Raw genomic sequence first — 13,772 nt, forward strand, 5'->3', positions numbered from 1 at the left:
CGGCATGGATATCGGAATGATTCGTGGCCTGGGCACCGTCGTGGTGATGGTGGCCTTTATCGGCCTGGCGCTGTGGGTGTTCAGCCCACGGCGCAAATCGGAATTCGACGACGCGACCATGCTGCCTTTTGCGGATGACCCGGAAGCCATCAAGCACGTCGAGCAAGCGTCTAGGAGTAACAAAGAATGACTACGTTCTGGAGCCTGTACGTCACAGTCCTCAGTCTGGGTACCATCTTCGCCCTGACCTGGCTGCTGCTGTCGACCCGCAAGGGCCAGCGCGCCGAACAGACGGACGAGACCGTCGGCCACTCGTTCGACGGCATCGAAGAATACGACAACCCGCTGCCCAAATGGTGGTTCATGCTGTTCGTCGGAACCATCATCTTCGCCCTTGGCTACCTGGCGCTGTACCCTGGCCTGGGCAACTGGAAAGGCCTGCTGCCGGGTTACAACTACCTCGACAACGACAAGCAAACCGCGTTCGCCAACGGCCAGACCGGCTGGACCGGCGTGCACGAATGGGAAAAGGAAATGGCCAGGTCGGAGGCCAAATTCGGGCCGATCTTCGCCAAATTCGCCTCGATGCCGATTGAAGAAGTGGCCAAGGACCCACAGGCTCTGAAGATGGGCGGCCGTCTGTTCGCCTCCAACTGCTCGGTGTGCCACGGTTCCGACGCCAAGGGCGCCTACGGTTTTCCCAACCTGACCGACGCCGACTGGCGCTGGGGCGGCGACGCGGCGACCATCAAGCAAACCATCATGCAGGGCCGCCATGCGGTGATGCCAGGCTGGGCCGAAGTGATCGGCGAGCAAGGCGTGGCCGACGTAGCGGCGTTCGTGGTGACCAACCTCGACGGCCGCAAGCTGCCGGAAGGCGCCAAGGCCGACGTCGCCAACGGCGCGAAACTCTTCGCCGCCAACTGCGTGGCCTGCCACGGCCCGGCCGGTAAAGGCACCCCGGCCATGGGCGCACCGGACCTGACTCATCCGGGTGCGTTCATCTACGGTTCGAGCTTCGCCCAACTGCAGCAGACCATTCGCTATGGCCGCCAGGGCCAGATGCCAGCGCAGGAACAACTGCAGGGCAATGACAAGGTGCACTTGTTGGCGGCGTATGTGTACAGCTTGTCCCATGGGGATAAGAAGGCTGAGGAGCAGTAATTCGTCGAATACAACAAAGCCCCGCGCAGCAAAAACTGGCGGGGCTTTTTGTTTCTGGCGCTCAGAATCTGTCAAACAGGCATGGACTACCACTCGCGGCCTCGGACTTGCCGCACACAACCACAAGTAGTAACGTAACTACATCACATCCGACAAAGGGGGGCCGCCCCATGACCATCACCACCATTTCCAGCCGCGAATTCAACCAAGACACAAGTGGTGCCAAAAAAGCCGCACGCCAAGGGCCTGTTTTTATCACTGATCGCGGCAAGCCCGCCCATGTACTGCTAAGCATTGAGGACTACCAGAAATTGACAGGTCTGAATGCCGACATCGTTGACCTGCTGGTGATGCCGGAAGCGGCGGATATCGACTTCGAAACCGAGCGCGCCGTGATCATTCATCGACCCGTGGACCTTCCCTGATGTATCTACTCGACACCAATGTTATCTCCGAACTTCGTAAACCTCAGGCTGATGCAAACGTCGTTGCCTGGGCAAAAAGCGTGATAGCGCCACGCATGTTCATTTCCGCGATCACGCTCAAGGAACTGGAAACCGGAGTGCTGCGCGTTGAGCGGCGAGACCCGACTCAGGGGAAGGTGTTGAGGGCCTGGCTCAAGCGCCATGTGATGCCCGCCTTTGATGCCCGAATCCTGCCCGTTGATGCGGCGGTCGCGTTGCGTTGTGCGCACTTGCATGTTCCAGACCGGGCCAACGAGAGTGACTCGTTGATCGCCGCAACCGCTCTGGTTCATGGGCTTACCGTCGTCACGCGCAACGTCAGCGACTTCAAATCCAGTGGTGTTGCGCTGATTAATCCATGGGAGGAATGACCTGCCTACCCACAAAACCATCCATACTTCACAAGTCAATTGATCCAGATCACGTACACCATCAATTGATTTCCCCCAACGCGACCAAAGGTCGCACCCTTCACGTACCACCGGGGGCGTATCATTAGGCCACTGCAACATCCTTAATTTGACCCCGGTTGGCACGTACTGGCCGAGGCAAATGTCCACCGCCGTGGGATGCAATGATGAGCAACCAGATACCGGTACACGACGTTACCCCGCCTGCCAAAACCGTCGATCTCTATGCGTCACGAGAGAAAATCTACACCCGCGCCTTCACCGGGCTGTTTCGCAATCTGCGCATGCTCGGCGGTGCCGGCCTGTTCCTGCTGTACTTCGGCACGGTGTGGCTGAACTGGGGCGGTCACCAGGCGGTGTGGTGGAACCTGCCGGAGCGTAAATTCTTTATTTTTGGCGCAACCTTCTGGCCTCAGGATTTCATCCTGCTGTCGGGCATTCTCATCGTTGCGGCGTTTGGCCTGTTCTTCATCACGGTCTACGCCGGTCGCGTCTGGTGCGGCTATACCTGCCCGCAAAGCGTGTGGACGTGGATCTTCATGTGGTGCGAAAAGGTTACCGAAGGCGATCGCAACCAGCGCATCAAGCTGGACAAGGCGCCCATGGGCGCCAACAAGTTCCTGCGCAAATTCAGCAAGCACACGCTGTGGCTGCTGATCGGTTTTGTCACCGGCCTGACCTTTGTCGGCTACTTCTCGCCGATCCGCGAACTGGTATTGGACTTTTTCACCGGCCAGGCCGACGGCTGGTCGTATTTCTGGGTAGGTTTCTTCACCCTCGCCACCTACGGCAACGCCGGCTGGCTGCGCGAACAGGTGTGCATCTACATGTGCCCCTATGCGCGGTTCCAGAGCGTGATGTTCGACAAGGACACGCTGATCGTTTCCTACGACCCCCGCCGGGGCGAAGTGCGTGGTCCGCGCAAAAAGGGGGTCGACTACAAGGCTCAGGGCCTGGGCGATTGCATCGACTGCACGATGTGCGTGCAGGTATGCCCCACCGGCATCGACATCCGCGACGGCCTGCAGATCGAGTGCATCGGCTGCGCTGCCTGCATCGACGCCTGCGACAACATCATGGACAAGATGGAGTACCCACGCGGCCTGATCAGCTACACCACCGAGCACAATCTGTCCGGACAGAAAACCCATAAGTTGCGCCCGCGCCTGATCGGTTACGCCTTGGTGTTGCTGGCGATGATCAGCCTGCTGGTGGCCGCGTTCTTCATGCGTTCGCTGGTGGGCTTCGACGTGAGCAAGGACCGCGTGCTGTACCGCGAAAACGCCGAAGGGCGCATCGAAAACGTCTACAGCCTGAAGATCATGAACAAGGATCAGCGCGACCACACCTACGTGCTCGACGCCGCCGGCCTGCCCGACCTCAAGCTGCAAGGCCGACGCGAAATCAAAGTGGCCGCCGGCGACATCGTCAGCATGCCGGTAGAATTGTCGAGTGCGCCCGAGCAGTTGCCGTCAAGCACCAACGAGGTGACGTTCATCCTCGAGGACGCCGACGACAACAGCGTCCGCATTGAAGCCAAGAGCCGATTCATCGGCCCACAAGTCCGTTAGACAGGGAACACGAGAATGCCCGTAACCACTGCCGCAAGCCCCTGGTACAAGCACCTCTGGCCCTGGATCATCATCGCGATCCTCGCCTGCTCGGTGACTCTGACCTTGTCCATGGTGACCATCGCGGTGAACCACCCGGACAACCTGGTCAACGACAACTATTACGAGGCCGGCAAAGGCATCAACCGTTCCCTGGACCGCGAACGCCTGGCCCAGACCCTGCAACTGCGCGGCAAGCTGCACCTGGACGCGCTGACCGGTGAAGTCGTTCTGCACCTCACCGGCTACAGTAACCCCAACACCTTGGAGCTGAACCTGATCTCCCCGACCCAGCCGGCGAAGGATCGCAAGATCAACCTGACCCGCAGCGCCAGCGAACCGGGCCGCTATATCGGCCAGGTCACCGACAAGGTCGAAGGGCGCCGCTTCGTGGAACTGCTCGGCGTGGAAGGCGACAAGACCTGGCGCCTGTTCGAAGAAGAAGAGGTCAGCCACGACCAGGATTTGCTGCTCGGCGATGAGCCGTTGCAGGGCGCCGAAGACCTGAAAAAGTAACTGATCATTCCCACGCTCCGCGTGGGAATGCAGCCCGTGGCGCTCAGCGCCATAAAAGCGGACGCAGAGCGTCCAGCGAGGCGTTACCACGCAGAGCGTGGGAACGATCTGAGATCCCGAACGATGATCACCCCCTGCTACCACTGCGCCCTGCCCGTCCCCTCAGGCAGCCGGTTCACCACACAAATCCTCGGCGAGCGCCGCGAACTGTGCTGTCCGGGTTGCCAGGCGGTGGCGGAGGCGATTGTGGCGGGCGGGCTGGAAAGCTATTACCGGCACCGCAGCGAAGCCTCGGCCAACCCCGAAGCGCTGCCGGTGCAACTGGTCGATGAACTGGCGCTGTACGATCGCGCCGATGTGCAAAAGCCTTTCGTACGCCACACCGGCGAATTCGCCGAAGCCACCCTGCTCATGGAAGGCATCAGCTGCGCGGCCTGTGGCTGGTTGATCGAGAAACACCTGCGCAGCCTGCCCGCCGTGGCCGAGGCGCGGCTGAACCTGTCCAACCACCGCCTGCACGTGCGCTGGGCCGACGGGCAGTTACCGTTGAGCCAGGTGCTCAGTGAGCTGCGCCATATCGGCTATGCCGCCCATCCCTATCAAGCGGACCGTGCCGCCGAACAACTGGCCGGCGAGAATCGCCTGGCCCTGCGCCAACTGGGCGTTGCCGGGTTACTGTGGTTCCAGGCCATGATGGCGACCATGGCCACCTGGCCTGAATTCAATATCGACCTCAGCCCCGAGTTGCATGTCATCCTGCGCTGGGTCGCGATGTTTCTGACGACCCCCATCGTGTTCTACAGCTGTGCGCCGTTTTTCAAAGGGGCGCTGCGCGACCTGCGCACGCGCCACCTGACCATGGACGTGTCGGTGTCCCTGGCCATCGGCGGGGCTTATCTGGCGGGCATCTGGACCGCGATCACCGGCGTGGGCGAGTTGTACTTCGATGCGGTCGGCATGTTCGCGCTGTTCCTGCTGGCCGGCCGCTACCTGGAGCGACGTGCCCGCGAACGCACCGCTGCCGCCACCGCGCAGTTGGTCAACCTGCTGCCCGCCTCGTGCCTGCGCCTGACCGCAGATGGGCAGAGCGAACGCATCCTGCTCGGCGAACTGACCTTGGATGATCGGGTGCTGGTCCACCCTGGCGCGGTGCTGCCAGCGGATGGCGTGATTCTCGAAGGCCAATCCAGCGTCGACGAATCCCTGCTTACCGGCGAATACCTGCCGCAGCCCCGGCAGGTCGGCGATGCCGTCACCGCCGGCACGCTCAACGTCGAAGGCGCGCTGACCGTGCAGGTGCGCGCCTTGGGCCACGACACACGCCTGTCGGCCATCGTGCGCCTGCTGGAGCGTGCCCAGGCCGAAAAACCGCGCCTGGCGCAAATCGCCGACCGCGCCGCACAGTGGTTTCTGCTGGGCTCCCTGCTGGCGGCTGCGGTAATCGGCCTGGTGTGGTGGGAGCTCGATGCCTCCAGGGCGTTCTGGATTGTATTGGCCATGTTGGTAGCGACCTGCCCGTGCGCGTTGTCCCTGGCCACCCCCACCGCCCTCACCGCCGCCACCGGCACGCTGCACACCCTTGGCTTGCTGCTGACCCGTGGCCATGTGCTGGAAGGGCTCAACCAGATCGACACGGTGATTTTCGACAAGACCGGCACGCTCACCGAAGGACGCCTGGCGTTGAGAGCCATCCGGCCCCTGGGCGAGCTGGACAGCGAGCAGTGCCTGGGCCTCGCCGCCGCGCTGGAAAACCGCTCCGAACACCCGATTGCCCGCGCCTTCGGCCGTGCCCCCCTGGCTGCCGATGACGTCTTGAGCAGCCCCGGCCTGGGCCTGGAAGGTCGCGTGGGCGAACGCCTGATGCGCATCGGCCAAGCCGCTTTTGTCTGTGAACTCAGTGGCGCCCCCATCCCAACCTCACCAGACGAAGCCGGGCAATGGCTGCTGTTGGGGGATCAACGCGGCGCGCTCGCCTGGTTCGTGCTCGACGACCGCCTGCGCAGCGATGCACCCGCCCTGCTTGCCGCGTGCAAGGCGCGCGGCTGGCGCACGCTGCTGTTGTCGGGGGACAGCTCGCCGATGGTCGCCAGTGTCGCCGCCGAGTTGGGCATTGATGAAGCCCACGGCGGCCTGCGCCCCGACGACAAGCTGCAAGTGCTGCAACGCCTGCACCGGGAAGGCCGCAAGGTGCTGATGCTCGGCGACGGTGTCAACGATGTGCCGGTCCTGGCCGCTGCGGATATCAGCGTGGCGATGGGTTCGGCCACCGACCTGGCAAAAACCAGCGCCGACGCGGTGCTGTTGTCCAACCGCCTGGAGGCGTTGGTGCAGGCTTTTACCTTGGCGCGACGCACACGCCGGGTGATCATCGAAAACCTGCTGTGGGCCGGGCTGTACAATGGCCTGATGCTGCCGTTCGCGGCCCTGGGGTGGATCACTCCCATCTGGGCCGCCATCGGCATGTCCCTCAGCTCGTTGACGGTGGTGCTCAATGCCCTGCGCCTGACGCGCCTGCCCAGCGTGCCGGACACTAGTGCCCCCTTGATAAACCGCCCGCTGCCGGCTTGAGCCGCGCGGGCATGGAGTGCAGATGCCAGCTCTATACGTGATGATTCCGGCGGCGCTGCTGTTAGTGGGCGTGGCCATCTACATCTTCTTCTGGGCCGTGGACAGCGGCCAGTACGAAGACCTCGACGGCCCCGCCCACAGCGTGCTGTTCGACGACCAGGACCCGAATCACCTGGCCGCCGTCGACGAAGCCAACCGTAACGATCAGCCGCCCAAAGAGCCGCCCCATGCTTGAGCTGGCGCCTTTGCTGGTTTCTGCGCTGATCCTCGGCCTGCTCGGCGGAGGCCATTGCCTGGGCATGTGCGGCGGCTTGATGGGGGCGCTGACCCTGGCCATTCCCCCGGAGCAGCGTAGCCGCCGGTTTCGCCTGCTGCTGGCCTACAACCTGGGGCGCATCCTCAGTTATGCCTCGGCGGGGTTGCTGATCGGCCTCGCCGGCTGGGCCGTGGCCAACAGCCCGGGAGCGATGTTGCTGCGCGTGCTCGCAGGCCTGCTGCTGATCAGCATGGGCCTGTACCTGGCCGGTTGGTGGAGCGGCCTGACCCGCATCGAACGCCTCGGTCGCGGCATGTGGCGGCATATCCAGCCAGTTGCCAACCGCTTGCTGCCGGTCTCAAGCCTGCCTCGCGCATTACTGCTGGGCGCGCTGTGGGGCTGGTTGCCGTGCGGGTTGGTCTACAGCACCCTGCTGTGGGCCGCCAGCCAGGGCAATGCGCTGGACAGCGCGCTGCTGATGCTGGCCTTCGGCCTGGGCACCTGGCCGGTGTTGCTGGCGACCGGGCTGGCCGCCGAACGTGTCACTGCGCTATTGCGCAAGCGCAGCGTGCGCATGGCCGGTGGTGTGCTGGTGGTGTTGTTCGGCCTCTGGACCTTGCCTGGGCCGCACCAGCACTGGCTGATGGGGCACTGACACACGCCTGTGGCATAGCGCCGCTCCCCGTTGATGCAAATCAACATGCCCTTCCCACCCTGCCCCTAGACTCGGCCGACTAGCCAATCCGGGGGACCGCGCCCATGCTCGACGCCATTCGTTGGGACACAGATCTGATTCACCGCTACGACCTGGCGGGGCCGCGCTACACGTCCTACCCCACCGCCGTACAATTCGACAGCCAGGTCGGCTCTTTCGACCTGCTCCATGCGCTGCGCGACAGTCGCAAGGCCATACGGCCGTTATCGCTGTATGTGCACGTGCCGTTCTGCGCCAACATTTGCTACTACTGCGCCTGCAACAAGGTGATCACCAAGGACCGTGGTCGCGCCCAGGCCTATCTGCAACGCCTGATGCAAGAGATCCAGCAGGTGGCCTGCCACCTCGACCCGAAACAGCCGGTGGAGCAACTGCATCTGGGCGGCGGCACACCGACCTTTCTCAGCCATGACGAGCTGCGCCAGGTGATGACCCACCTGCGCCAGCACTTCAATCTGCTGGAGGACGATTCGGGCGACTACGGCATCGAGATCGACCCTCGCGAAGCCGATTGGGCAACCATGGGCCTGCTCCGTGAACTGGGCTTCAACCGCGTCAGCGTCGGCCTGCAAGACCTCGACCCCGAGGTGCAACGGGCGGTCAATCGCCTGCAGAGCCTGGAAGAAACCCGCGCGGTGATCGACGCGGCGCGTACCCTGCAATTTCGCTCGATCAATATCGACCTGATCTACGGCTTGCCCAAGCAGTCGCCACTCAATTTTGCGCGCACCGTGGAGGAAGTCATCGGCCTGCAACCGGACCGTCTGTCGGTGTTCAACTACGCGCATTTGCCGGAACGCTTCATGCCGCAGCGGCGGATCCATACCGAAGACCTGCCCTCGCCGGCAGAAAAATTACTGATGCTGCAAACCACCATCGAGCAGTTGACCCAGGCGGGTTATCGCTACATCGGCATGGATCACTTTGCGCTGCCGGATGACGAACTGGCCATCGCCCAGGAAGAAGGCACTCTGCAACGCAATTTCCAGGGCTACACCACGCACGGGCATTGCGATTTGATTGGGTTGGGGGTTTCAGCGATCAGCCAGATCGGCGACCTTTATTGTCAGAACAGCAGCGACCTCAACCAGTACCAGAACGCCTTGGCCGGTGCGCAACTGGCCACCAGTCGCGGCCTGATCTGTACCACCGACGACCGTCTGCGGCGGGACGTGATCCAGCAGTTGATCTGCCATTTCAGCCTGGAATTCGCGGGCATCGAGCAGAGGTTCAATATCGATTTTCGCGGCTATTTCGATGAGCTGTGGCCGCAGTTACAGATAATGGCCGCAGACGGCCTGATCGAGCTGGATGCCCGGGGCATCCGCGTGCTGCCGGCCGGGCGCCTGCTGGTGCGCTCGGTGTGCATGGTGTTCGATGCGTACCTCGAGCATCAGAACCGGCAGCGGTTCTCGCGGGTGATCTGATTACATCGACAGCGAGGCGGCTTTCATCGAGTCTTCGGCACTCATGCCCTTCATCGACTTGGCCAGCGACGTCTGAGCGGACATCAGGCCCGCCTGCAGCGAACTGATCTCGCTCTGCAGCGCGCTGGTACGGGCGCGAGCCTCTTCAGGGGACAGGTTATTGGCGGCGGCTACCGCCGCCAGCTCGGCTTGTTTTTCGGCGATCTGCTGCTTCAACTGGCGGATCATTTTCAGTACCTGCTTGACGTTGTCGTCAAGGCCGCTGTCATCGATGTCCGAATTGCTGCTCTTGGCCGCGCCTGCAGCCTGGAAGGCAGCAGCGGAAATAGTCACGGTCACACCTTCAACCACTTTGGTTTGCGTGGTTTTTTCTTCAATCGCCGGTACCTTTTCGTCGGCCTCGCTCGCCGCCTTTGCATCAGGCACAAACGGGACGCGCACAGCAGGGTTGTAGGCACTGATAACAGACATGATCCAGGTTCCGTCTAATGGATGTGCCCCTGTATCGACCTCACGCGCAGAATCTTTAGACCGCCGGCGGTTTCTCGTTGGCGCTGGCCTCGTTGCCCTCCAGTGCGTTACCCTTACGTCTTATGTGTGTTTTCCCACAAGGATTTAAGAAATGTCCGAGCCAGTCAAACAGCGCGCTCACGGCCAGGCCCACTGCAAGGATTGCAGCCTGGCCCCCCTCTGCCTGCCACTTTCATTGAATCTGGAAGACATGGATGCGCTGGACGACATCGTTAAACGCGGCCGCCCACTGAAAAAAGGCGAGTTTCTGTTTCGCCAGGGCGACAAGTTCGACTCGGTCTACGCAGTACGTTCCGGGGCGTTGAAGACGTTCAGCCTCAGCGACGGTGGCGAAGAGCAAATCACCGGTTTCCACTTGCCCAGCGAACTGGTCGGGCTGTCGGGGATGGACACTGAGATTCATCCGGTGTCGGCCCAGGCGTTGGAGACTACGTCGGTGTGTGAAATCCCCTTCGAGCGCCTGGATGAATTGGCCTTGCAACTGCCGCAATTGCGCCGTCAGTTAATGCGCGTGATGAGCCGCGAGATTCGTGACGATCAACAGATGATGCTGCTGTTGTCGAAAAAAACCGCCGACGAGCGCATCGCGACGTTCCTGGTCAACCTGTCGGCGCGTTTCCGCGCCCGCGGGTTTTCGGCCAACCAGTTCCGCTTGAGCATGTCGCGCAATGAAATCGGCAATTACCTGGGCCTCGCGGTGGAAACCGTGTCCCGCGTATTTACCCGCTTCCAGCAAAATGCGCTGATTGCCGCCGAGGGCAAGGAAGTGCATATCCTCGACCCCATCCAGCTGTGCGCGCTGGCCGGCGGTTCCCTGGAAATGTGATCCAGGGTCTGCGGCCAAGCGAACCCGCGAGGCCGCAGGTATACTTCGAGTCCGTTTTCCGCCCAGGACTCTTCGACGATGACTTTCGATTCGTTCGACATCAAATCCCTGATCCGCCCCGTCATCGACTTCCCCAAGCCTGGGGTAATCTTCCGTGACATCACGCCATTGTTCCAATCACCCCGTGCCCTGCGCCTGGTCGCCGACAGCTTTGCCCAACGCTATGTCGAAGCCGATTTCAGCCATATCGGCGCGATGGATGCGCGCGGTTTCCTGATCGGCTCGATCATCGCCTACCAGCTCAACAAGCCACTGATCCTGTTCCGCAAGCAAGGCAAGCTGCCGGCCGACGTCCTGGCTGAGGGTTACCAGACCGAATATGGCGAAGCCTTCCTTGAAGTGCACGCCGACAGCCTGTGCGAAGGTGACTCGGTGCTGATGTTCGATGACTTGATCGCCACGGGCGGCACCCTGATTGCTGCGGCGAATCTGGTGCGGCGCATGGGCGCAAAAATCTTTGAAGCGGCGGCGATCATCGATTTGCCGGAGCTGGGTGGGTCGCAGCGCTTGGAAGACATGGGCATCCCGACGTTTTGCCTGACGCAGTTTGCCCTAACCGAGCGATAAGCAGCGCCCTGACTGGCCCCATCGGGGCATGGGTATCTACACAACTTTGGCGTAGCCCTGAACCTGTGGCGGCCCAGGAGCCGAAGCCTCTCTAACTGATGCCCCGCGACCAAAATGTGGGAGGGGCGGTGCGACGATTCGACTTGCCCCCGATGGCGGCCTGACAGCCGACCAGGATGCTGGATCAGGGCGAGTACATATCCGTTGCTGCGGTAACGGCGGCTTAGGGTTCCGCCCTTACGGCGTCTCACTTTTGAAAAGCGCAAAAGTAAGCAAAACGCTCTTGCCCCACCACTCGGCACCTCGCCCAGGCTCGGTGTGCCCGTAATCCGACATTGATTTGGGGGGCCGCCGCCACGCGCCATCCATGGCGCGGGGCGGCTAAACCGGCATCCCTGCCGGTTTACCCCCCAAATCACTATCGAATTCCGGCCAGCGTGGTTTAACGGGGCGCCTAGATCAAAAGCAAGATCAAGAGCGGCTCGCTTCGCATCGTGGTTACCGTAGGCTGCTACAAAGTTGTGTAGATACCTATGGCTATCGGGGGCAAGCCCTAATGCCAGTCAGTTAAGCGTACACCACCGTCTGTAGGAGCGAGCTTGCTCGCGAAAAACGTCAACGATAACGCCCGCTTCCTGAATAAACGCGGTGCCTGTGAGTTTTTCGCGAGCAAGGGCTAGCCGCCCGCCTCGCTCCTACAAAAAGCCTTAACTGACTGGCATTAGGGCAAGCCCCCTCCCGCACTTTTGACTGTGTTCACAAATCCAAACTGTGGGAGGGGGCTTGCTCCCGATGGCTATGTGTCAGTCAACAGATTCATTGGCTGATACACCGCTATCGGGAGCAAGCCCCCTCCCACATTGGGTATTTGCAGTGGTCGTTAGAGCGCGATCGGCTTACGACCTGCGAAGGAGTGCGCCAAGGTGCCGCCGTCGACCAGTTCAAGTTCGCCACCCAGGGGCACACCATGGGCGATACGCGAGGTGATCAACCCTTTGTTGCTCAGCAATTGGGCGATGTAATGCGCCGTGGCTTCGCCCTCCACCGTCGGGTTGGTCGCCAGGATGATTTCGCTGAAGGTGCCCTGCTCTTCAATCCGCGCCACCAGTTGCGGGATGCCGATGGCTTCCGGCCCCAGGCCATCGAGCGGCGACAAATGGCCTTTGAGCACGAAATAGCGCCCGCGGTAACCGGTTTGCTCCACCGCGTACACATCCATCGGCCCTTCCACTACGCACAGCAGCGTGTCGTCGCGACGTGGGTCGGCGCATTGCGGGCAGAGTTCTTCTTCGGTCAGGGTGCGGCATTGGCGACAGTGGCCTACGCCTTCCATGGCCTGGCTCAAGGCCTGGGCCAAACGGGTGCCGCCGCTGCGATCGCGCTCCAGCAGTTGCAGCGCCATGCGCTGGGCGGTTTTCTGGCCGACGCCCGGCAAGGTACGCAGGGCGTCGATCAGTTGGCGAATCAGGGGGCTGAAGCTCATGGGCGAAGGGTCCGACAAAACAACGAGACGCGGTTTATACCCGCGCCTCGGATTAGCGTCAAATGCTCAATCCTGTGCGACGCGCACCACCAACTTGCCGAAGTTGCGTCCCTCGAGCAAACCGATAAAGGCTTCAGGTGCCTGCTCCAGGCCGTCGACCACGTCTTCGCGGAACTTGATCTTGCCATCGCGCACCCAGGGCGCCATGGCGCTCAGGAACTCGGGTTGGCGATCACCGTAGTCGTCAAACACGATAAAGCCCTGGATGCGCACACGCTTGGTCAGCAAGGTGCGCTGCAGCGCCGGCAGGCGATCCGGGCCGCTTGGTGCTTCATGGGCGTTATACCCGGCGATCAGCCCGCAGAGCGGAATCCGCGCCTTGGGGTTGAGCAGCGGCAGCACGGCATCGAACACCTTGCCACCGACATTTTCATAGTAAATGTCCACGCCGTTGGAACAGGCCTGCGCCAGCTCGTTGGCGAAATCCGCGCCCTTGTGGTCGATACAGGCATCGAAACCCAGCTCATCCACCACGTAGCGGCATTTCTCGGCACCACCCGCCACCCCCACCACGCGCAGGCCCTTGAGCTTGGCAACCTGGCCCACCACCGAGCCCACCGCACCGGAGGCGGCTGCCACGACCAGGGTTTCACCGGCCTTGGGCTGGCCAATGTCCATCAGGCCCATGTAGGCGGTCATGCCTGGCATGCCCAGCACACCCAGGGCCATCGACGGGCTCGCCAAGCCATTGGGCACCGGCATCAGGTTGCGACCATCGCTGATGCTGTGGCTTTGCCAGCCGGTGGAGCCCACGACCAGGTCGCCGACTTCAAATTTCGGATGGCGTGATTGCTCGATGCGGCTGACAGCGCCACCGGTCATCACCTCGTCGATTTCCACCGGCGCGGCGTAGGACGGCGCGTCGCTCATGCGTCCGCGCATGTAGGGGTCCAGGGACAGGTAGAGCGTCTTGAGTAGCACCTGGCCGTCCTCCAGCTCTGGCAGGGTTACCCGTTCGAGGCGGAAATTTTCCGGGGTTGGCGCGCCTTGAGGGCGTGAAACCAGGACGATGCGTTGGTTGAGCGTCGGTTCTTGAGGCATCAGGGGCTCCTTAGCGAATGCATGCGTATAGGGTGCAGACCCTGATTGTTGCGCCAGGGTTCAGATCCGATAGG

At 62.0% G+C, this 13,772-nt stretch carries 15 protein-coding genes; 12 read left to right on the top strand and 3 right to left on the bottom strand.

Annotated features, from left to right (window positions below):
* Positions 1 to 4: 4 nt before the first annotated feature.
* From C4J84_RS18255 to hemN, 10 genes are all read left to right on the top strand, one after another.
* On the top strand, positions 5 to 190 hold the full coding sequence (locus tag C4J84_RS18255; RefSeq protein ID WP_003193169.1) for a CcoQ/FixQ family Cbb3-type cytochrome c oxidase assembly chaperone: 186 nt from the start codon (positions 5 to 7) through the stop codon (positions 188 to 190).
* Positions 187 to 1,164, top strand: a complete 978-nt coding sequence (gene ccoP, locus C4J84_RS18260; protein WP_124371487.1) for a cytochrome-c oxidase, cbb3-type subunit III — start codon at positions 187 to 189, stop codon at positions 1,162 to 1,164. Before C4J84_RS18255 ends, ccoP begins: the two co-directional genes overlap by 4 nt.
* 170 nt (positions 1,165 to 1,334) lie before the next feature.
* On the top strand, positions 1,335 to 1,589 hold the full coding sequence (locus C4J84_RS18265; protein ID WP_124363887.1) for a type II toxin-antitoxin system Phd/YefM family antitoxin: 255 nt from the start codon (positions 1,335 to 1,337) through the stop codon (positions 1,587 to 1,589).
* A complete protein-coding gene (locus C4J84_RS18270; RefSeq protein ID WP_124371488.1) occupies positions 1,589 to 1,999 on the top strand; it encodes a type II toxin-antitoxin system VapC family toxin in 411 nt (136 codons plus the stop codon). Before C4J84_RS18265 ends, C4J84_RS18270 begins: the two co-directional genes overlap by 1 nt.
* 206 nt (positions 2,000 to 2,205) lie before the next feature.
* Complete coding sequence (ccoG, locus tag C4J84_RS18275; protein WP_124435887.1) at positions 2,206 to 3,609, top strand: cytochrome c oxidase accessory protein CcoG; 1,404 nt, start codon at positions 2,206 to 2,208, stop codon at positions 3,607 to 3,609.
* A gap of 15 nt (positions 3,610 to 3,624) precedes the next feature.
* Positions 3,625 to 4,164 carry a FixH family protein gene (locus tag C4J84_RS18280; protein WP_124435888.1) on the top strand — a complete coding sequence of 180 codons (540 nt, stop codon included), beginning with the start codon at positions 3,625 to 3,627 and terminating at the stop codon, positions 4,162 to 4,164.
* 123 nt (positions 4,165 to 4,287) lie between these two features.
* Positions 4,288 to 6,732 carry a heavy metal translocating P-type ATPase gene (locus C4J84_RS18285; protein WP_124435889.1) on the top strand — a complete coding sequence of 815 codons (2,445 nt, stop codon included), beginning with the start codon at positions 4,288 to 4,290 and terminating at the stop codon, positions 6,730 to 6,732.
* Positions 6,733 to 6,754: 22 nt separating this feature from the next.
* Positions 6,755 to 6,967 (top strand): cbb3-type cytochrome oxidase assembly protein CcoS, encoded by a 213-nt coding sequence (ccoS, locus tag C4J84_RS18290; protein WP_124435890.1) that lies wholly within the window; start codon positions 6,755 to 6,757, stop codon positions 6,965 to 6,967.
* Positions 6,960 to 7,643: a sulfite exporter TauE/SafE family protein gene (locus tag C4J84_RS18295; protein ID WP_124435891.1), complete on the top strand. Its 684-nt coding sequence runs from the start codon at positions 6,960 to 6,962 to the stop codon at positions 7,641 to 7,643. The genes ccoS and C4J84_RS18295 overlap by 8 nt, the downstream gene beginning before the upstream one ends.
* 104 nt (positions 7,644 to 7,747) lie before the next feature.
* Positions 7,748 to 9,130: an oxygen-independent coproporphyrinogen III oxidase gene (gene hemN, locus C4J84_RS18300; RefSeq protein ID WP_124435892.1), complete on the top strand. Its 1,383-nt coding sequence runs from the start codon at positions 7,748 to 7,750 to the stop codon at positions 9,128 to 9,130.
* Here the strand turns inward: hemN and C4J84_RS18305 are convergent, their stop codons facing one another.
* Positions 9,131 to 9,601, bottom strand: a complete 471-nt coding sequence (locus tag C4J84_RS18305; RefSeq protein ID WP_124435893.1) for a hypothetical protein — start codon at positions 9,599 to 9,601, stop codon at positions 9,131 to 9,133.
* Positions 9,602 to 9,752: 151 nt separating this feature from the next.
* Between C4J84_RS18305 and fnr the strand changes: the two genes are divergently transcribed.
* Entirely contained in the window at positions 9,753 to 10,487 is a 735-nt protein-coding gene (gene fnr / locus C4J84_RS18310; RefSeq protein ID WP_124363895.1) for a fumarate/nitrate reduction transcriptional regulator Fnr, read from the top strand.
* Positions 10,488 to 10,565: 78 nt separating this feature from the next.
* The gene (locus C4J84_RS18315; RefSeq protein WP_124363896.1) at positions 10,566 to 11,114 is read left to right on the top strand and encodes an adenine phosphoribosyltransferase; all 549 of its coding nucleotides are present in this window, start codon (positions 10,566 to 10,568) and stop codon (positions 11,112 to 11,114) included.
* 880 nt (positions 11,115 to 11,994) lie between these two features.
* On the opposite strand, the gene recR is transcribed toward C4J84_RS18315, so the two are convergent.
* Positions 11,995 to 12,597 carry a recombination mediator RecR gene (gene recR, locus C4J84_RS18320; RefSeq protein WP_124363897.1) on the bottom strand — a complete coding sequence of 201 codons (603 nt, stop codon included), beginning with the start codon at positions 12,595 to 12,597 and terminating at the stop codon, positions 11,995 to 11,997.
* Between the two features lie 66 nt (positions 12,598 to 12,663).
* On the bottom strand, positions 12,664 to 13,698 hold the full coding sequence (locus tag C4J84_RS18325) for an NADP-dependent oxidoreductase (RefSeq protein ID WP_124371495.1): 1,035 nt from the start codon (positions 13,696 to 13,698) through the stop codon (positions 12,664 to 12,666).
* Positions 13,699 to 13,772 lie beyond the last annotated feature (74 nt).

The organism is Pseudomonas sp. R11-23-07, from assembly GCF_003852295.1.
GTDB lineage: Bacteria > Pseudomonadota > Gammaproteobacteria > Pseudomonadales > Pseudomonadaceae > Aquipseudomonas.

Coding starts and splice junctions, on each gene's coding strand:
- C4J84_RS18255 (WP_003193169.1), top strand. CDS start 5: ATGGATATCGGAATGATTCGTGGCCTGGGCACCGTCGTGGTGATGGTG.
- hemN (WP_124435892.1), top strand. CDS start 7,748: ATGCTCGACGCCATTCGTTGGGACACAGATCTGATTCACCGCTACGAC.
- recR (WP_124363897.1), bottom strand. CDS start 12,597: ATGAGCTTCAGCCCCCTGATTCGCCAACTGATCGACGCCCTGCGTACC.
- C4J84_RS18305 (WP_124435893.1), bottom strand. CDS start 9,601: ATGTCTGTTATCAGTGCCTACAACCCTGCTGTGCGCGTCCCGTTTGTG.
- C4J84_RS18315 (WP_124363896.1), top strand. CDS start 10,566: ATGACTTTCGATTCGTTCGACATCAAATCCCTGATCCGCCCCGTCATC.
- C4J84_RS18280 (WP_124435888.1), top strand. CDS start 3,625: ATGCCCGTAACCACTGCCGCAAGCCCCTGGTACAAGCACCTCTGGCCC.
- C4J84_RS18285 (WP_124435889.1), top strand. CDS start 4,288: ATGATCACCCCCTGCTACCACTGCGCCCTGCCCGTCCCCTCAGGCAGC.
- ccoS (WP_124435890.1), top strand. CDS start 6,755: ATGCCAGCTCTATACGTGATGATTCCGGCGGCGCTGCTGTTAGTGGGC.
- C4J84_RS18270 (WP_124371488.1), top strand. CDS start 1,589: ATGTATCTACTCGACACCAATGTTATCTCCGAACTTCGTAAACCTCAG.
- ccoG (WP_124435887.1), top strand. CDS start 2,206: ATGAGCAACCAGATACCGGTACACGACGTTACCCCGCCTGCCAAAACC.
- ccoP (WP_124371487.1), top strand. CDS start 187: ATGACTACGTTCTGGAGCCTGTACGTCACAGTCCTCAGTCTGGGTACC.
- C4J84_RS18295 (WP_124435891.1), top strand. CDS start 6,960: ATGCTTGAGCTGGCGCCTTTGCTGGTTTCTGCGCTGATCCTCGGCCTG.
- C4J84_RS18325 (WP_124371495.1), bottom strand. CDS start 13,698: ATGCCTCAAGAACCGACGCTCAACCAACGCATCGTCCTGGTTTCACGC.
- fnr (WP_124363895.1), top strand. CDS start 9,753: ATGTCCGAGCCAGTCAAACAGCGCGCTCACGGCCAGGCCCACTGCAAG.
- C4J84_RS18265 (WP_124363887.1), top strand. CDS start 1,335: ATGACCATCACCACCATTTCCAGCCGCGAATTCAACCAAGACACAAGT.